The following is an 18,508-nucleotide window of genomic DNA, read 5'->3' as shown; positions in this document are numbered from 1 at the left end:
ACCCCGTCAGGCAGGCAGCACTCAGCCGCGCGAGCGCGACAGGGTTTCCTCGGCGTTGGCCAGCAGCTTGTCGGCGACGGCCTCGGCGTTGACCTTGAAAGTGCCGTTCTCTATGGCCGCCTTCACGGCCTTGACCTTGCCGGCGTCGAAGTCGGCGCTGCTGCGGCTGGCATCCGCGCCACGCACCGTGGCCGACAGCGTGACGGGAACCCCCGCCGCGGTGCGCGACGCACCCTGGGCGGCGGCCTCGGCGGCCGGCGCGGGTGCGGCCGCCTTGGCCTGCTGCCTGGCGGCTGCGGCCTGCGACAAGAGATTCGCGGTGTCCGGGTTGTTTCCTATTTTCATCACACTCTCCACTACCCCGATCTGCTGCGGGGCCAGTAGCCATGTTTTCGGCCAGTGGTGGGCGGACTTTAGCGCTTTGTGCGGCTCAATGGTTCACAGAGTGGCCTCTATTGTCCCATCTTCCTGAACAATGCCCGATACAAAGCGGCCATTACTCATGCGTACACGCACATTCTGCCCCTGCGCGCCGGCGCTCAGCGCCTGGCCCGAGGCTGTCACGGCATAGCCCTGCCCCTGCACCACCACGCGCACCGAGGCGCCGGACTGAAACAGGTCGGGCGCGCGCAGCATGTTCTGGCGCAGCGCCTGGCCCGCCTGCAGCGGCCGCGCCGCAATCAGACCCACCCAGGCTTCGGGCCTGGCGACGATGGCGGCGCTCTCGGCGGCCCAATCGACCTCGGACTCGATGGCGTCACCCTCCTTGAGCACAGCGCCCGCGGCCACGCCGCCCGCCAGCACCCAGGCCGGGCCGAAGGCCTTGACGGTGATGGGCAGGTACACATTCCAGCGCACCGCCCCCTCCACGCAGCGCAGCCCCAGCCGGGTGCGCCCCCACAGGCGGGCGCCGGCGGGCAGATGCGGCTCGACACGCGCGCAGGGCGCCAGGCGCAGGCGCGGATCGAGCTGCCCTACGCTGACCTCCATGCGCAGCGGCAATGCGCCCTGATCCTGGGCCAGGGCCGCATCCAGCCAGCGCTGGGTGATGGCGCCCAGCTCGGGCGTCTGCTCCTGGGCACGCGCCGGCACGGCCAGCGCCGCCAGGCCAGCCAGGCAAGCCCAGGCCAACCAGGTGGCGGCACGTTGTCGGCGGAATGGTGAATGCGGCATGGCGTGACTCCGGCAAACGACGCGACAGGCGCCGTTTCTCAGCCGTCACTGTAGGCGCGACCCCACGGCGATAACACGCAAACAAAGGGCCAATGCCCGCGTTCTTCGGGCTTTAGAAAAGCGGGGCGATTTCCATAATCGACGCACGCCACAAAAGCCCCCGGGCCGTGGCGCCGCAAGCCCCCAACCACAAGGACTGCAGGCCCCCATGCTCGACAAGCTGACCCAGCGACTGGACTTTCACGGCAACGCGCTGCTGCTGCGTGCCGAGCGCCAGCGCACCATTGCCAGCAACATCGCCAATGCCGACACGCCGGGCTTTGTGGCGCGCGACTTCAAGTTTGCCGACGCCATGCGCGCCGTGGACGAGGGCCGCAGCCCCGGCACGCTCACGCGCCAGAGCGTGAGCGATGCGCGCCATATCCCGCTGCCCGCCGCGCGCACGGGCAGCGGCGACAGCACGCTGGGCTATGCCGTGCAGACCCAGCCCAGCCTGGACAACAACACGGTGGACATGGATAGAGAGCGCGCCGCCTTCGTAGACAACGCCGTGCGCTACGAGGCCACGCTGCGCTTCATCAACGGCAACGCCAAGACCATGCTCAGCGCCATCCAGGGTCAATAAGGAGCCTTCGCATGTCGATGTTTTCCATCTTCAACGTCTCGGGCAGCGCCATCAGCGCGCAGTCGCAGCGGCTGAACGTCGTCGCCAGCAACCTGGCCAACGTGGACGCCGTGGCCGGCCCCGACGGCCAGGCCTACAAGGCGCGCCAGGTGGTGTTCCAGACCACGCCCATGGGATCGGACGGCGCCGCCGGCGTGCGCGTCACCGGTATCCAGGAGAGCGACACGCCCGGCCGGCGCGTGCATGACCCCATGAACCCCATGGCCGACGCCGAGGGCTATGTGACGCACGCCAACGTGAACGCGGTGGAGGAGATGGTGAACATGATCTCGGCCTCGCGCTCGTACCAGAACAACGTCGAGGTCATGAACACGGCCAAGTCGCTGCTGCTCAAGACCCTGCAGATGGGCCAATAAGGCCGGGAGGACAAGCATGAACATTTCCCCCATCGACACCAGCGCGCTGGACAACGGCGCCAACACCACGTCCAAGACGCGCGACTCATCGACCGACCCGAGCGCGATGCAGGACCGCTTCCTGAAGCTGCTCGTCGCCCAGCTGAACAACCAGGACCCGATGAACCCGCTGGACAACGCGCAGATGACCACGCAGATGGCGCAGATCAACACCGTCACCGGCCTGCAGACGCTGAACCTGACCATGCAGACCATGGCCGAGCAGTTCAGCACCATGCAGCAGATCCAGGGCATTTCGCTGATCGGCCGCTCGGTGCTGTCCGAGGGCGACCGCATGAGCCTGGACGACAAGACCGGCAAGGGCATGTTCGACCTGGCCGGCGCCGCCAGCAGCGTCAAGGTGGAGATCGTCACGCCCGGCGGCGTGGCCGTGGACACCATAGACATGGGCGCGCAGGAGGGCGGGCGGCTGAACTTTGAATGGGACGCCAGCAAATACCAGGGCAACGCGGCCGAGCTGCGCTTTCGCGTCACCGCCGCCAATGGCGAGACCGCGGTCAAGGCCACGCCGCTGACCCAGTCGCAGGTGCTGGCCACCGGCTCCAAGTCCGGCGCGCTGACCCTGACCCTCGCCGACGGCAGCACCGTCAACTACGCCAACATCCTCGGCGTGCTCTAACGCCATCACGCCAGCCACCCCTCACCGACAAGGAGCACACCATGGGTTTCCAGCAAGGCCTCTCGGGCCTCAACGCCTCCAGCAAGAACCTGGACGTGATCGGCCACAACATCGCCAACTCGGGCACCGTGGGCTTCAAGGCCTCGCGCACCGAGTTTGCCGCCATGGTGGCCAACGCCATCGGCACGGCCGGCTCGGGCAACGCCGGCATAGGCGTGCAGGTGGGCGCCGTGGCCCAGCAGTTCACGCAGGGCAATATCTCGGTGACCGGCAACAACCTGGACGTGGCCATCAACGGCAATGGCTTCTTCAGAATCCAGCAGCCCGACGGCAGCACGGCCTATACGCGCGCCGGCAACTTCAAGCTGGACGACAAGGGCAACGTGGTCACCAACAACCACGGCAAGGTCATGGGCTACCCCATGGATCCCGTCACCAGAACCCGCACCGCCAGCACGCCGCAGCCACTGTCCTTTCCGACGGGCGTACCCATCCCGGCCAAGGAGAGCACGACCATCAAGGCCTCGTTCAACCTGGACGCGCGCGCGCCCGACGCCGCGGGCAATGCCGCGGCCACGCCACCGGTGGCGCCGACGCCGCGCTCGACCTATGGCACCTCGATCAATGTCTATGACAGCCAGGGCGTGGCCACGCCGGTGAGCCTGTATTTCCAGAAGAACGGCGCCAACACCTGGGACGTCTACGACAAGCTCGACGACCCGAACGCCACGCCGCCCATCGTGGCCACGCCCATTGGCCAGATCCAGTTCGACAACAACGGCAACATCATCGGCCCCGCCGCCACGCCACCCGCCACGGGTTTTCAGATGCCGGTGACCATCGCTCCACCCACCCCAAACCCGAACAACCTGCCGGCCTACACGGTGCAAGTCAACCTGGACGGCGTGACCCAGTTCGGCACCAAGTTCGCCGTCTCCGAGCTCACGCAGGACGGCTACACCGCCGGCCAGCTCACCGGCATCAATATCGGCAACGACGGCACCATCATGGCCAGCTACTCCAACGGCGTGACGCGCGCCGAGGGCCAGGTGGCGCTGGCCAGCTTTCGCAACACCCAGGGTCTGGCGGACATCGGCAACAACCTCTGGCAGGAGACCTTCGAGTCCGGCCAGCCCGTCATGGGAGTCCCCACCGAGGGCGCCTTTGGCGCGCTGCGCTCGGGTGCGCTGGAGGACTCCAACGTCGATCTGACGGCCGAGCTGGTGAACATGATGACCGCGCAGCGCGCCTACCAGGCCAACGCGCAGACCATCAAGACGCAGGACCAGGTGCTGTCCACGCTCGTCAACCTGCGCTGAAGACGCCTGAGCAGGAGACCCCGCCATGGATCGCATCATCTACACCAGCATGACCGGCGCCAGCGCCGCCGCGCACCGGCAGGCGGTGCTGTCCAACAACCTGGCGAATGTCTCCACCCAGGGCTTTCGCGCCGAGATGGCCAACTTCCGCTCGGTGCCGCTGCAGGGCAGCGGCTCGACCACACGCGTGTTCGCGTTGGAGGCCACCTCCGGTCATGTGGACACCCCCGGCCCGGCGCAGACCACCGGCCGCCCGCTGGACGCCATGGCCGTGGGCAATGCCTGGTTTGCCGTGCAGGGCCTGGACGGCACCGAGGCCTATACCCGCGCCGGCCATTTCGAGCTCAACGCCGAGGGCCAGCTCACCACCCCCGGCGGCCTGGCCGTGCTGTCCGACGGCGGCGCGCCCATCACCGCGCCGCAGGGCGCCGAGCTGAGCCTGGGCGCCGACGGCACCATCAGCGCCCAGATACCTGGCCAGCAGCCGCAGAACCTGGGGCGCATCAAACTGGCCACGCCCGATGCACAAGACCCGCTCAAACGCGGCGACGACGGCCTGTTTCGCACCACCTCGGGCGAGCCCATGGGCAATGACAACCAGGCGCGCATGGTGTCCGGCGCGCTGGAGGGCTCGAACGTGAACCCGGTCGAGGCCATGGTCGGCATGATCGCCGCGGCGCGCCAGTTCGAGCAGCAGATGCGCCTGATGCAGACCGCCGAGAACGACGACAAGAGCGCCGCCCAGCTGCTCAGCCTGAACGGCTAAACACCGAGGAGAACACCATGATCAATTCCCTGTGGATCGCCAAGACCGGCATGACCGCCCAGCAGACGCAGCTGGACGTGATCTCGCACAACCTCTCCAACGTCTCCACCACCGGCTTCAAGCGCAACAACGCGGTGTTCGAAGACCTGATCTACCAGAACCTGCGCCAGGTGGGCGCCCAGACCAGCGAGGAAAACCAGCTCCCCACCGGCCTGCACTTAGGGCTGGGCGTGCGCACCGTGGCCACCAGCCGCAACTTCACCCAGGGCAGCCTGCAGCAGTCGAGCAACAGCCTGGACGTGGCGATCAACGGCAACGGTTTCTTTGAAGTGCAACTGCCCGACGGCACCATTGGCTACACGCGCGACGGTTCGTTCCAGCTCGACTCGCAGGGGCGCCTGGTCACCTCCGGCGGCCTGCCGGTGGCCAACGGCATCACCGTGCCGCAGGGCGCGACCAGCATCAGCATCAGCGAGAGCGGCGTGGTCAGCGCCACGCTGGCCGGCAACCCGCAGCCGCAGCAGCTGGGGCAGCTGGCCATGTCCAGCTTCATCAACGCCGCCGGCCTGCAGCCCGTGGGGCAGAACATGTACAAGGAGTCCGCCGCCTCCGGCGCGCCGCAGCAGGGCCAGCCGGGCACCAACGGCCTGGGCGTGATGCGCCAGGGCTTTCTGGAGACCTCCAACGTCAACGTGGTGGAGGAGCTGGTGACCATGATCCAGACCCAGCGCGCCTACGAGATGAACTCCAAGGCCATCCAGACCAGCGACCAGATGCTGGCCAAGCTGTCGCAGCTGTAAGGGAGCCGCCATGACCGCCGCCGCGCGCCTTGCCGCCACCGCCGCCCTGGCCCTGCTGACGGGCTGCGCCACGTTGAACCCGCCGCCGCCGGTGGATCTGCTGCCCACCACGCCGCCGCCCGTGGCCGCCACCCCGAGGCCCCAGGTGGCGACCACCGGCAGCCTGTTCCACGCCGCCAGCTACCGCCCGGCGTTTGAAGACCGGCGCGCGCGGCTGGTGGGCGACATCGTCACCATCCAGATCGTGGAGAAGGTGACGGCCAAGCAGAACTCCAGCTCCAACGTCGATCGCAGCTCCGAGACCTCGGCCGGCGTCTCTGCCTTCCCCTTCCTGAAGGCGAATGTGCTGGGCAAGCTGGGCCTGGGGGCCAAGAGCGAGAACGCGTTCTCGGGCAAGGGCGGCACGGAGAACAGCAACACCTTCACCGGTTCCATCACCGCCACGGTGGTCGAGGTGCTGCCCAACGGCCATCTGGTAGTCGCCGGCGAGAAGCAGATCGGCGTGAACGAGAACGTGGACGTGCTGCGCTTCTCGGGCACGGTGGATCCGCGCTCGCTGCAGCCGGGCAGCGTGGTGGCCTCCACCCAGGTGGCCAACGCCCGCGTGCAGTCGCGCGGGCGCGGCGCGCAAAGCGAGGCCCAGGCCATGGGCTGGCTGTCGCGGGCGTTCAACTCGGTGGCGCCGTTTTAGGGGTTAATTGGGGTTTAATTGGGGTCGGATTCCAATTAATTTGGGTTTAATTGGGGTCGGATTCCAATTAATTTTGGCCTCTAGCGCTTGGTGGTATTGCGTGGGTAGCTCTTCTTTTTGATTTTGGCTGGCCGGGTCTCGCCCCGGCGGGCGACCTCCTTTCTTGCTCGTGCAAGAAAGGAGGCAAAGAACACGCCCCCAAGTCTGCGACCCCTTCGCTGCGCTACGGGGCAAACCTGGGTCGGGGCGCTTGCGGGGTGTGCCGCAGAACTCACTGCGCGCTACGCGCTTCGTTCAGACAACTGCGGCAAATCAGTCTACGCAAGCATGCGCGCTTCGACGCGCATGCTCACCCCGCAAGCGCCCCGCCCCAGGCGCAGCCCCAGGGGGTTGAATAGCCCGACACGGGCCATCGCTGCGCTCGGCCCCGCGCGGGGCACGCCTTTTGCCGGGCCAAGCACAGCGATGGCCCGTGTCGTCCCCCTCCCTTCTGGCCGTGCCGAGAAGCGCAGGGCGCGGGGCGGGCTGGCGCCGCAGGACGCCAGCCTTCGTGAACTGACTTGCCGCAGTTGTTTGAACGAAGCGCGCAGCGCGCAGTGAGTTCTGCGGCACGCCCCGTGACCGAGCATCGCAGGTTGCCCGTAGCGAAGCGAAGGGACACGGACAGTAGGGTCGTCTTTCTTTGGCCTACCTTTCTTTGACGAAGCAAAGAAAGGTAGGTGCGCCGCCGGGCGCACATCCCGGCCAGCAACATCAAAAAGTAGAGCTACCCACGCAATACCACCAAGCGCTAGAGGCCAAAATTAATTGGAATCTGACCCCCATTAATTCCGATTAGTTCTTGGCGTCGGTGTCCGGCAATTAACGGGCTTTCCGGCATCTTTTCGGCGCTTTGCATGGCGGGGCACACGCCCACAATCATTGCCATGACCACGCTTGCCCTGCCCCTTTCATCGACGGCCATCGGCGCGCTGCGGCAGCTGGCCGTGTTCGGGCTGCTGGCGCTGGCTGCGGCTCAGCCGGCGCATGCGCTGCGCATCAAGGAGGTGGCGGCGGTGCAGGGCGTGCGTAGCAACCAGCTCACAGGCTACGGCCTGGTGGTGGGGCTGGACGGCACGGGCGACCAGACCACGCAGATGCCTATCACCACCCAGGCCATGCAGAACTACCTGCAACAGGCCGGCATCAGCCTGCCCGCGGGCGCCACGGCGCCGCAGCTCAAGAACGTGGCCACGGTGATCGTCACCGCGCAGTTGCCGGCCTTTGCCCAGCCGGGGCAAAGCATCGACGTGACCGTGGCCTCGATGGGCAATGCCAAGTCGCTCAAGGGCGGCACGCTGATTGCCACGCCGCTGCGCGGCGCGGATGGCGAGATCTACGCCCTGGCCCAGGGTAACGTGGTGGTAGGCGGCGCGGGCGCATCGGCAGGCGGCTCCAAGGTGCAGGTCAACCATTTGAGCGCCGGCCGCGTGCCCGATGGCGCCCAGGTAGAGCGCAGCGTGCCCACGCCGCTGCACGAGGGCGAGACCATCAAACTGGGCCTGAACGCATCCGACTTCCAGACCGCGCGCAAGGTGGCGCGCGTCATCAACGAGCGCCTGGGCGGTGGCACGGCCACGGCGCTCGACGGTCGTACGGTGCAGGTACAGGCACCGCAAGACCCCGGTGCGCGCGTGAACTTCATTGCCGAGCTCGAAGAGCTGCCGCTGCCCGATTCCACCCCTGCGGCCAAGGTGGTGATCAACCCGCGCACCGGCTCCATCGTGCTCAACCAGGCGGTGACGCTGGGGCCCTGCGCCATCGCCCATGGCAACCTGTCCATCACCATCAGCAGCACGCCGGTCATCAGCCAGCCGGCACCGCTGTCGCAGGGCCAGACCGTGGTCGCACAAAAGAGCGACATCCAGATCAAGCAGGACGGCGGCAAGGTGCTGCAGGTGCCGGCCTCGCCGCAACTGGCCGACGTGGTGCGCGCCCTCAACACCCTGGGCGCCACGCCGCAGGACCTGCTGGCCATCCTGCAGGCCATCAAGGCGGCGGGCGCGCTGAATGCCGAGCTGGAGGTGATCTGATGAGCATCCCGCTGAACCCCAGCACCACGGTCAACGCCCGCCAGGCGCTGGCCGTCGATGGGCGCTCGCTGAATGCGCTGAAATTCCAGTCCACCCAGGGCGACGCGCAGGCCACCCAGGGTGCGGTGCAAGAGGCCGCCAAGCAGCTCGAATCGCTGTTCATGCGCGAGCTGATCAAGAGCATGCGCGAGGCCACGGCCAAGTCCGGCCTGCTCGATGGCGCCGAGGGCAACCTGGCGAATGACCTGCTCGACCAGCAGCTGTCGGTGCAGATGTCGGGCCTGCCCGGCGGCCTGTCGGACGCCATCCAGCGCCAGCTGTCCAAGCAGCTCGGCGGCGACGGCCAGACCGCCCTGGTGCCCGGCTCCACGCTGAGCCTGGACACCACGCTGCGCAAGGCCGCCCCCGCGGACAACCCGCGCGTGCGTGGCCCCAAGGGGCGCGACGACTTCGTGCAGCACCACCGCGCCGCCGCCGAGCGCGTGGCGCAGGACAGTGGCATTCCCGCCAGCTTCATGCTGGGCCAGGCCGGCCACGAGACCGGCTGGGGCAAAAGCGAGATCCGCAACAAGGACGGCAGCAACGCCTTCAACCTGTTCGGCATCAAGGCCGGCAAGGGCTGGACCGGCAAGGTGGCCGAGGTGACCACCACCGAGTACGTGAACGGCGTGCCGCGCAAGACGGTGGCCAAATTCCGCGCCTACGACTCCTACGAGGACTCGTTCAAGGACTACGCGCGCCTGATCAACGACAGCCCGCGCTACGAGAAGGCGCGCGCCAAGACCCATTCGGCCGTGGCCTTTGCGGCAGAGCTGCAAAAGGCCGGCTACGCCACCGACCCGCAATACGCCACCAAGCTCAGCCGCGCCATCCAGAGCACGCACGGCATAGCGCGCTCGCCGCTGCTGGCCCGGGCCACAGGCACACAGGCCTGACAAGGGGTAGATCATGAGCCTGCTCAGCGTCGGTGCCCGCGCCCTGCTCGCCAACCAGACGGCCCTGCAGACCACGGGGCACAACATCGCCAACGTCAGCACCGCCGGCTATTCACGCCAGAGCGTGCACCTGCAGACGGTGCAGGGCCAGTTCAGCGGTTCGGGCTATATCGGCAACGGCGTCAACGTGGTCACCATCATGCGCAACCACAACGAGCTGCTGACGCGCCAGGCCGCCGCCGCGCAGGCCGTGCAGGCCGGCGACACGGTGCGCGCCGAGCGCCTGACGCAGCTGCAGGACGTGTTCCAGGGCGGGGCCACCGGCCTGGGGGCGGCGATATCCGACATGCTCAACTCGCTGGTGGACGTGGTGGCCGCGCCCTCCGACATCACGGCGCGCACCGTCACGCTGACGCGCATGAACGAGATGGCATCGCGCATGCGCAACAGCGGCAATCAGCTGCACGAGCTCGAATACTCGGTGAACGAGCAGCTGAGCAACAACGCCACGCGCATCAACCAGCTGGCGCAAAGCATTGCCGAGGCCAACGAGCAGGTGGCGCGCGCCAAGGGCAACGGCCAGTCGCCCAACGACCTGCTGGACCGGCGTGACCAGCTGATACGCGAGCTGAACCAATACATACAGACCACGCAGATCCCGGCCGACGACGGCTCCATCGGCGTGTTCATCGGCGGCAGCCAGGCGCTGGTGCTGGGCAACCAGGCGGCATCGGTGTCGGTGGCCGAATCACAGCTGTTCACGGGCAGCAACCAGATGCGCCTGTTCTTCAACCGCCCCGGCGCCACGCCGTCGGAGATGCAGGAGGACATGCTGGGCGGCGGCGAGATGGTCGGCCTGCTGAAGTTTGCCAACAACGACCTGGTGGAGGGGCGCAACCTGCTCGGGCGCATGGCGCTGGCCATAGGCATGAGCATGAACGCGCAGAACAGGCTGGGCCTGACGCTGGACGGCAAGCCCGGCGGCGACCTGTTCACCGTGCCCGCCGGCGCCAATGGCTACACCAGCAGCGCCGGCCTGGCGGGCAGCAATGTCAGCTACGCCGACCCGACGCGCTTCGCCGCCTCGGACTACGAGGTGCGCTTTACCGGAGCCAATGCGGGCCAGGTGGTGCGCCTGTCCGACGGCAAGACCACAGGCTTCACCAGCCTCACGGATCCGAGCCTGCAGAACATCGACGGCCTGACGTTCAACCTCACCGGCGCGGGCGCGGCGGGCGAGCGCATCCTGTTCAAGCCCTTTGCCGACGCCGCGGCCAACATCAAGTCCCTGGTCAACTCGCCGCGCGATCTGGCGGCGGCCAACCCCATCAACGCCGCCATGGGCACGTCCAATGGCGGCACGCTGCAGCTCGCGGGCCTCAAGGCCACCGGCATGCCAGCGCTCACACCGCCGGCCATCGGCACCCCGGTGACGCTGAGCTTCAACGGCTCGGGCTTTACAATCGCCGGCACGACCGGCACGCCCGTGGATATTTCGACCAATCCGCCCACGCCCATCGCTGCCCTGCCCTCGCCTCCCGCGCCGCCCGCAACCTACGGTTTCACCTCGGGCCAGGCGATCAACATCGACGGCTGGTCTGTCACGCTGCAGGGCACGCCCAAGAACGGCGATACGGTGAACATCGGCAACGCCAAGGATCCGCTATACGGCGACATCTACACCCGCAACGCCGGCAATGCCTCGGCGCTGATGGCGCTGCGCGACGTGAAGATGTTCGACGAGTCCAAGCTGTCCGACGGCTACGCCGGCCTGATGGCCCAGATCGGCACGCGCACGCAGAGCGCCAGCTACGCCGCCGAGCTGTCCAACTCGATTGCCAGCAACCTGGAGGCGGATCGCACGGCCGTCTCCGGCGTCAACCTGGACGAAGAGGCCGCGCGGCTGATCCAGTACCAGCAGGCCTACCAGGCCTCGGCCAAGATGCTGCAGATCGCGCAGAACATCTTCGACAACCTGATCCAGAGCATGGGACGCTGAGATGAAGACCAACCCCCTGAGCGGCTGTGCCGCTTCCCCCTTCTCTCGCATCGCTACGCGCTGCGGGAAGGGGGACGCCGCCAGCGCGGCGGGGCGGCCCTTGCGCGGCGGCCCTCGCCTGGGTTGCGCCAGTTGCATGGATCATGGGTCGCGCGCAGCGCAATGAGTCATCGATAGGAATACCGCCATGAGCAGCTCCTTCTTTCGCGTCAGCACCGCCAACATGTACGACAGCTCGGTGCGCAACCTGAGCACACGGCAAAAGACCCTGGTGGATCTGCAGGAGAACCTGACCTCCGGCAAGCGCGTGGTGCGCCCCAGCGACGATCCCGTGGCCGCCGCCCAGGCCGAGCGCGCCCTCACCCGCATCAGCCGCATACAGACCGAGCAGCGCGCGCTGGAGGTGCAGCGCAACGCCATCACCCAGGCCGAGACTACGCTGGGCGACGCCATCGGCCTGGTGCAGGAGATGCGCCAGCTCATGGTGGGCGCCGGCGGCGGCGCGCTGAAGAACGAAGACCGCAAGACCTACGCCAACCAGATCCAGAGCCTGCAGGAGCAGCTGCGCGACGTGATCAACCGCAAGGACACCAACGGCATCCCGCTGCTGGGCGCCCTGGGCAGCGCGCTGCAGCCCTTCACCGGGCCACTGACCGGCAGCCCCGACTACCAATTCATAGGCCAGCCCGGCCAGGCCAGCAGCGACAGCACCAGCATCGCCACCACGGTGGACGGCCATGCGGCGCTGATGTTCGACCCGGTGCGCGACGGCATCTATGGCGCCAGCGTGACGCAGGCCCCGGGCAGCTCCCTGGTGACCAGCGCCGTCACCACCTCCAACCGCGACGTGCTGGCTGGCGCCGGCTACGAGCTGCAGATCGGCGGCGTGACCACCAGCGGTGGCAACACGCAGGTGCAGTACAGCCTGACGAAGAACGGCGTTGCCGTCCCCGGCGGCCCCTTCACGGCATCCGCCGTCACCGGCCAGCCGATACCGATCACCATCACCGACGGCGGCGTTTCGGTGATGAACTTCAGCCTGCAGGGCACGCCCGTCGTGGGCGACAAGGTGGGGCTGCAGCCTAGCCCCAGCCTGATGAGCTCGATCGACAGCGCCATCAAGGGCATCACCAACGCCACCAGCAGCACCCAGGCCGCGCAGACCGTCAGCCAGGCGCTGGCCCACATGGACGCCGGCATCGAGCGCCTGAGCAATATCCGCGGCTACGCCGGCGAGCTGCTCAACCGCGCCGACCGCATCACGGGCGACCAGGAAAGCCGTTCCATCCAGCTGGAGGCCGACCGCTCGCGCGCCGAAGACCTGGACATGCTCAAGGGCATCTCCGACTTCCAGAACGCCAACGTCGGCCTGGAGGCGGCCCTCAAGTCCTATGCCCAGGTGCAGCGCCTGTCGCTGTTCAACTACGTCAACGGATAGGGCCTGGAGCATGTTCGAAGGCGCGACAATCGCAGCCATCATCTCCATTGCCTGACCCCACCCCATGGTCCAATCCGTCCTAGGCAGCCTGGTACTGGGCTACCGCCCTCTATGGAATGCCGCGCGCAAGCTCGCCGGCGTGCAGCTGTACGTGCATGGCCATGGCAGCCAGCGGGTCGATGCCGCGCACCTGCTGCGCACCCTGCAAGAGCTGTGGAGCGCCGCGTCCGCGCCGCTGCTGCTGTCGCCGCGCTCGCAGGCGCTGCTCATCGATCTGCTGCAGCACGCCCCGCGCGGCGCGCCCTGGATAGCGGTGCCGGGCGACTGGCTGGCGCTGCCCGCCGTGCGCGAGAACGTGCAACGCGCCCATGGCCGCGGCCTGCGCCTGGTGTGGAGCGGCACCTTGAGCCGCCTGCCCGACGCCGACACCGCGCGCCTGTTCGACAACAGCCTGCTGCAGCTGTCCGGCAGCGATGCCGCCGCCGCGCTGCAGGCAGCCGGCGGCAAGCAGCCCAGCCCGCTGATCGCCGGGCAGATGTACGACAACGTGGCCAGCCGCGCGCTGCTCTCGCAATGCCTGGACCAGGGCCGTGCCCTGGCCGTGGCCGGCTGGCCCATGGAGGATGTGCTGCACAGCCTGCGCCACCAGCCGCTGGCGCCGGCGCACGAGGTGGTGCAGAAGCTGCTCAAGGCCATAGACGATGACCAGTCGATAGACCGCCTGGAGCAGATCCTGGGCCAGGACCCGCTGCTGGCCCACCGCTTCCTGGTCTATACCAATTCGGCGGCGCTGGGCCTGCGCACGGGGGTGGATTCGCTGCGCCGCGGCCTGGTGATGATGGGCTACGGTTCGCTCTCGCGCTGGCTGTCCGACCAGCTGCCGCATTGCGCCACCGAGCCCGACCTGCGCCCGATACGCAGCGCCATGGTGCTGCGCGCGCGCCTGACCGAGCAGCTGCTGCAGGCCGGCGCCGGCACCGAGCTGCGCGGCGAGGTGTATCTGGCCGGCCTGTTCTCGCAACTCGACGAGCTGCTGCACGAGAACCTGGGCGCCATATTGCACCGCCTGCCGCTGTCCGAGCGCATCTACAACGCCGCCGTGCTGCGCACCGGCGCCTACGCCCCCAGCCTGGAGCTGGCCTGCGCGCTCGAGGGCGACAGCGCCGGCGCCATCGTCCAGCTGTGCGAGGCGCATGAGCTGGAGCTGGAAGACATCAACCGCGCGCTGCTGCGCGTGCTGTCCGAGCTGGCGGTGGAGCGGCCCGCCGGGCATTGAGGCTTTTTTGCCTGACTGGCGACATGCCTCAGATACGGTGGCGGCCCTCACCCCCACCCTCTCCCAGAGGGAGAGGGAGTAAAAACCGGCGCAACCGATCGCCCTCGCCCCTTTGGGGAGAGGGAGGGGTGAGGTCCCTCTGCGGCATGTACATAGTCAGGCCTTTTAGGCCCACAGCGCCCGTACACTGGGCGCAAACAGCTATCAAATCATGAGTTCACCAGACTCCCCCGGCACGCCGCCGCACCATGCGGGCGCCGGCCGCGCCGGTTTTTCCTCCAGCCTGGGCGTGCTCGCCGCCACGCTGGGCTCGGCCGTCGGGCTGGGCAATATCTGGAAGTTCCCCTCGCTCACCGGCGCCAACGGCGGGGCGGGCTTTTTGCTGGTCTATCTGCTGTCCACGCTGCTCATCGGCCTGCCGCTGATGGTGGCCGAGATCGCCATCGGCCGCCAGGCGCGCGCCAACCCGATCTCGGCGCTGCGCCAGCTCGCGCCCCGCGGCGCGCCCTGGTGGCTGGTCGGCCTGGGGGGCATGGCGGCGGCCTTCCTGATCCTGTCGTTCTACTCCGAGGTCGTCGCCTGGGTGTTTGCCTATGTGGCCAAGGCGCTCGCCGGCAGCCTGCTGTCCGCCGACCCGGCGCAGACCCAGGCCAGCTTCGACGCCCTGGTCACAGACCCGGTGCAGTCGCTGCTGTGGCAATGGGTGGTGCTGGCCTTCATCGGCTCCATCCTGCTGCTGGGCGTGACCAAGGGCATAGAGGCGGTGACCAAGAAGCTGATGCCGCTCTTGTTCCTGCTGCTGCTTCTGCTGTGCGGCTACAGCCTGACGCTGCCGGGCGCGGGCCTGGCGCTGTCGTTCCTGTTCGCGCCCGAATGGCACAAGATCACGCCCGCCGTAGTGCTTACCGCCATGGGGCTGGCGTTCTTCAAGCTGTCCATCGGCATGGGCACGATGATGACCTACGGCAGCTACTTCACGCCCGGGCAGAACATTCCGGCCACCGCCACGCGCGTGATGCTGGCTGACCTGTCGGTGTCGCTGCTGGCCGGCATGGCCATCTTTCCGGCGGTGTTCAGCTTCGGCTTCGCGCCCTCGGCAGGGCCGTCGCTGGTGTTCATCACCATCCCCGCGGTGTTCGCGCAGATACCGGGCGGCCAGGTGCTGCTGGCGGCGTTCTTCATCCTGATCGCGATTGCCGCCACCGGCGCCATGCTGTCCATCATGGAGGTGCCGGTGGTGATACTGCACGAGCGCTGGGGCCTGGCGCGGCCCCGGGCCACGCTGCTCACGCTGCTGATCCTGATGCTGCTAGGCACGGGCTGCGCCCTGAGCCAGAGCCTGCTGGCCCATATCCGCCCCGGCGGGCGCACGCTGTTCGACTGGGCCGACTACCTCTCGTCCAACCTGCTCATGCCCATGGGCGGCATCGCCATCGCCCTCTTCGTCGGCTGGGCCTGGGGTGAGCAGGCCTTTGCCGCGCAGCTGTCCAACCAGGGCCAGCTGCACAACCGCGCCCTGGCGCGCGCACTGAGCCTGCTGCTGCGCTGGGTCACGCCGGTGCTGATCGGGCTGGTCATGCTGGCCGGGCTGGGGGTGTTTGGCAGCGCCTGATGTCCGGGGCGCTTGCACCACTGGCGATGGCGCCGCATCATGGCCGGCCCGTCAGCCGCCAACAGGAGATGCCATGCCAGCCACCCTCAGCCCCACCCCACTGTGCCAGCTGCTGGGCTGCCGCCTGCCGCTGCTGCTGGCCGGCATGGGCGGCGTCTCGCGCCATGAGCTGGTGGCCGCGGTCACCGAGGCCGGCGGCTTTGGCTTCCTGGGCATGGTGCGCGAGCCGCTGGCGCTCATCGAGCGCGAGGTGGCCCAGTTGCGCGCACGCACCGACCGGCCCTTTGGCGTCAACCTCATCCCCGCCGGCACGCCCGCCGCGCTGCTGCAGAGCCAGGTGGATCTGTGCATTGCGCTCGGCGTGCCCGTGGTCGGCCTGTTCTGGGACGTGGACCGGCCCCTGATCGCGCGGCTGCGCGCCGCCGGCATCACCGTGGTGCACCAGGTGGGCTCGCTGCAGGACGCGCTGGACGCCCAGGACGCCGGCGCCCAGGCCCTCATCGCCCAGGGCGTGGAGGCCGGCGGCCATGTGCGCGGGCGCCAGCCGCTGATGCAGCTGCTGGCCGAGCTGCTGCCCCACGCGCGCGTGCCCGTGGCCGCCGCCGGCGGCCTGGCCGATGGCCGTGACGTGGCGCGCGTGCTGGCCCAGGGCGCCCAGGCCGCCGTGCTGGGCACGGCCCTGATCGCCACGCCGGAATCCTTTGCCCACGACTACCACAAGCGCCGCCTGGTCGCCGCCCGCGCCAGCGACACCGTGCTGACCGAAGACTTCCACATCAACTGGCCGCCCCACGCCGCCGTGCGCGTGCTGGCGAGCAGCGTCACCCGCGGCGAGCGCGGCGACCCCTTCAGCGCCGCCGCCCGCACCACCATTGGCGAAGAAGAGGGCCGGCCCATCTACCTGTTCAGCACCGACTCGCCGCTGCGCTCCATGACGGGCGATTTCGAAGGCATGGCCCTGTACGCCGGCCGGGGCGTGGATCGCATCGGCGACGTAGAGCCCGCGGGCGAGCGCGTGCGGCGCATTGCCGAGGATGCGGCGCAGGAGCTGCACCCGGCCTGCTGACCCGGCAACAAAGGGTTGACCGTCATCCCGGCGAAAGCCGGGATCCAGGGGCACCCTTGGCCAGCGCGGCCGTTGAATCCCTCTCCGCTCGCTGGCCAGGCGGCTTATTTCACCGACGCCACCACCCGCTGCCACGCCCGCCAGAACGCCGGCTCCTGCGTGTTACCAAAGTTGATGCGCATCAGCGTGCAGGGCTGGCGCGTGGCGTGGAACAGGGCGCCGGGGGCGATCAGGTAGCCCTCGTCCAGCAGGCGCTGGGCCAGCATGTCGGTGTCCACGCCGGTGTCCACCCAGCCGAACATGCCGGCGGGCTCGGCGGCGAAGCGGCAGCCGGCCGCCAGGGCCAGCTGCACGCTGCGCGTGCGCGCCTGGGCGATGCGCTGGCGCATGCGCTCGGCGTGGCGGCGCAGCTGGCCCTGGTCTATGCACAGCGCCAGCGCCTTTTCCAGGATGGCGGGGGTGGTCAGGGTGGACAGCAGTTTGGTGTCCAGCATGCGCTCCACCAGGTCGGGCGGCGCCGCCAGGTAGCCTATGCGCCAGTTGGGCGCCAGGATCTTGGCGAAACCGCTCACATAGATGGTGCGGCGCAGGCCGTCGAGCATGGACAGGCGCGTGGCGCGCTCGGGCGCGATATGGCCGTAGGTGTCGTCCTCGACGATGTGAAAGTCGTGCCGCTGCGCCAGCTGCAGCACCTGGTGCGCGCCGGCCGGCGACAGGCTGTAGCCCGTGGGGTTGTGCAGCACGCTGACGCTGACGAACAGCCTGGGCGCGTGCAGCTCGCAGTAGCGCGCCATGACGGCCAGGTCCGGCCCCTCGGGGCCGCGCGGCACGGGCAGCACGCGCATGCCCAGGGCTTCGAGGCGCGCGAACTCCACGCTCCAGCCGGGCTCCTCCACCATCACCGGGTCGCCGGCCTTGAGCATCGTGCGGCTGACGATGTCCAGCGCCTGCGTGGCGCCCACGGTGGTGATGATCTGCCCGGGCCGGGCGGGGATGTGGATGTCGGCCATGCGCCGCGCCAGCGCCTGGCGCAGGCCGGCGTCGCCCATGGGCTCGCCGTAGCTCAGCGAGCCGCCCTGCAGCGCCGGGCCGGCGGTGATCTTGCGCACGGCGGCGCTCAGGAAGCGCGCCTCTTCCAGCCAGGCCACGGGCAGCACGCCCGAGCCAGGCTGGGGCTTGTTCGAGACCTGGTGGAACATGCCGCGGATCAGCGCCGTGGCGTTGATCCGCGAGCCCGGCAGGCACAGGCCCATGGGGCCCAGTGGGGATGCCGCTGTTGCTTCTGAAAGAATAGCTGTCTGCGCTTGCCCATCCTGCCCTAGCGGCATTTTTTGCACTATGTCGCGCACATAGAAGCCGCGCTGGCGCCGAGCCTCCACCAGCCCCTGGGCCAGCAGCTTGTCGTAGGCCGCGACCACGGTGTGGGGGCTCACGCCCTGCTGGCGCGCGCATTCGCGCACCGAGGGCAGACGCGCGCCGGCGGGCAGCAGGCGCGTGCGTATGCGCTCGGCAAAGCGCTCGGCGAGTTGTTCGGTCAGGCTGCGGTCGGGGCTGCGGGTAAGCATGGCTGTGTCAGTGGATGAACCGGTACAGTTGCTTCATGTGTGGGTTTGACTGTACCGGTACTGTAATGGCGTCTGC

The 18,508-nt window shown here is 68.5% G+C and carries 16 protein-coding genes and 1 pseudogene; 14 read left to right on the top strand and 3 right to left on the bottom strand.

The genetic code is table 11. The annotated features are described in order from the left end of the window. Positions 1-21: 21 nt before the first annotated feature. Positions 22-345, bottom strand: coding sequence for a flagellar biosynthesis anti-sigma factor FlgM (gene flgM / locus P4826_RS15385; RefSeq protein WP_317701249.1), 324 nt, complete (start codon positions 343-345; stop codon positions 22-24). Between the two features lie 93 nt (positions 346-438). Next, positions 439-1,173 (bottom strand): flagellar basal body P-ring formation chaperone FlgA, encoded by a 735-nt coding sequence (gene flgA, locus P4826_RS15380; RefSeq protein ID WP_317701248.1) that lies wholly within the window; start codon positions 1,171-1,173, stop codon positions 439-441. Between the two features lie 208 nt (positions 1,174-1,381). Between flgA and flgB the strand changes: the two genes are divergently transcribed. The 14 genes and pseudogenes from flgB to P4826_RS15310 form a co-directional block, all read left to right on the top strand. Beyond that, positions 1,382-1,798 (top strand): flagellar basal body rod protein FlgB, encoded by a 417-nt coding sequence (gene flgB / locus P4826_RS15375; protein WP_317701247.1) that lies wholly within the window; start codon positions 1,382-1,384, stop codon positions 1,796-1,798. An 11-nt stretch (positions 1,799-1,809) separates the two neighbouring features. Further along, positions 1,810-2,214 (top strand): flagellar basal body rod protein FlgC, encoded by a 405-nt coding sequence (gene flgC / locus P4826_RS15370; RefSeq protein WP_317701246.1) that lies wholly within the window; start codon positions 1,810-1,812, stop codon positions 2,212-2,214. Between the two features lie 16 nt (positions 2,215-2,230). After that, entirely contained in the window at positions 2,231-2,893 is a 663-nt protein-coding gene (locus tag P4826_RS15365) for a flagellar hook assembly protein FlgD (protein ID WP_317701245.1), read from the top strand. Between the two features lie 41 nt (positions 2,894-2,934). Next, on the top strand, positions 2,935-4,212 hold the full coding sequence (gene flgE / locus P4826_RS15360) for a flagellar hook protein FlgE (protein ID WP_317701244.1): 1,278 nt from the start codon (positions 2,935-2,937) through the stop codon (positions 4,210-4,212). A gap of 25 nt (positions 4,213-4,237) precedes the next feature. Further along, positions 4,238-4,978 (top strand): flagellar basal-body rod protein FlgF, encoded by a 741-nt coding sequence (gene flgF / locus P4826_RS15355; RefSeq protein WP_317701243.1) that lies wholly within the window; start codon positions 4,238-4,240, stop codon positions 4,976-4,978. A 17-nt stretch (positions 4,979-4,995) separates the two neighbouring features. Then, positions 4,996-5,778 carry a flagellar basal-body rod protein FlgG gene (gene flgG / locus P4826_RS15350; protein ID WP_317701242.1) on the top strand — a complete coding sequence of 261 codons (783 nt, stop codon included), beginning with the start codon at positions 4,996-4,998 and terminating at the stop codon, positions 5,776-5,778. Positions 5,779-5,788: 10 nt separating this feature from the next. Beyond that, the gene (locus P4826_RS15345; protein WP_317701241.1) at positions 5,789-6,469 is read left to right on the top strand and encodes a flagellar basal body L-ring protein FlgH; all 681 of its coding nucleotides are present in this window, start codon (positions 5,789-5,791) and stop codon (positions 6,467-6,469) included. A gap of 926 nt (positions 6,470-7,395) precedes the next feature. After that, the gene (locus P4826_RS15340; RefSeq protein ID WP_317701240.1) at positions 7,396-8,541 is read left to right on the top strand and encodes a flagellar basal body P-ring protein FlgI; all 1,146 of its coding nucleotides are present in this window, start codon (positions 7,396-7,398) and stop codon (positions 8,539-8,541) included. Further along, positions 8,541-9,476, top strand: coding sequence for a flagellar assembly peptidoglycan hydrolase FlgJ (gene flgJ, locus P4826_RS15335; RefSeq protein WP_317701239.1), 936 nt, complete (start codon positions 8,541-8,543; stop codon positions 9,474-9,476). The genes P4826_RS15340 and flgJ overlap by 1 nt, the downstream gene beginning before the upstream one ends. A gap of 13 nt (positions 9,477-9,489) precedes the next feature. Beyond that, positions 9,490-11,475 (top strand): flagellar hook-associated protein FlgK, encoded by a 1,986-nt coding sequence (gene flgK, locus P4826_RS15330; protein ID WP_317701238.1) that lies wholly within the window; start codon positions 9,490-9,492, stop codon positions 11,473-11,475. Positions 11,476-11,662: 187 nt separating this feature from the next. Further along, positions 11,663-12,913: a flagellar hook-associated protein FlgL gene (flgL, locus tag P4826_RS15325; protein WP_317701237.1), complete on the top strand. Its 1,251-nt coding sequence runs from the start codon at positions 11,663-11,665 to the stop codon at positions 12,911-12,913. A 64-nt stretch (positions 12,914-12,977) separates the two neighbouring features. Beyond that, positions 12,978-14,189, top strand: coding sequence for an HDOD domain-containing protein (locus tag P4826_RS15320; protein ID WP_317701236.1), 1,212 nt, complete (start codon positions 12,978-12,980; stop codon positions 14,187-14,189). A 211-nt stretch (positions 14,190-14,400) separates the two neighbouring features. After that, positions 14,401-15,801 (top strand): sodium-dependent transporter, encoded by a 1,401-nt coding sequence (locus P4826_RS15315; protein WP_317701235.1) that lies wholly within the window; start codon positions 14,401-14,403, stop codon positions 15,799-15,801. Positions 15,802-15,874: 73 nt separating this feature from the next. Continuing rightward, positions 15,875-16,843 (top strand): annotated as a pseudogene (locus P4826_RS15310) (NAD(P)H-dependent flavin oxidoreductase); the annotation flags it as partial. Positions 16,844-16,971: 128 nt separating this feature from the next. On the opposite strand, the gene P4826_RS15305 reads toward P4826_RS15310, so the two are convergent. Beyond that, on the bottom strand, positions 16,972-18,432 hold the full coding sequence (locus P4826_RS15305) for an aminotransferase-like domain-containing protein (protein ID WP_317701234.1): 1,461 nt from the start codon (positions 18,430-18,432) through the stop codon (positions 16,972-16,974). Positions 18,433-18,508: the final 76 nt, after the last annotated feature.

This window comes from Diaphorobacter limosus, from assembly GCF_033100095.1.
GTDB lineage: Bacteria > Pseudomonadota > Gammaproteobacteria > Burkholderiales > Burkholderiaceae_C > Alicycliphilus > Alicycliphilus limosus.
Note: the sequence above shows the minus strand (reverse complement) of the source record. Positions and strands in the feature narration are given on the sequence as shown.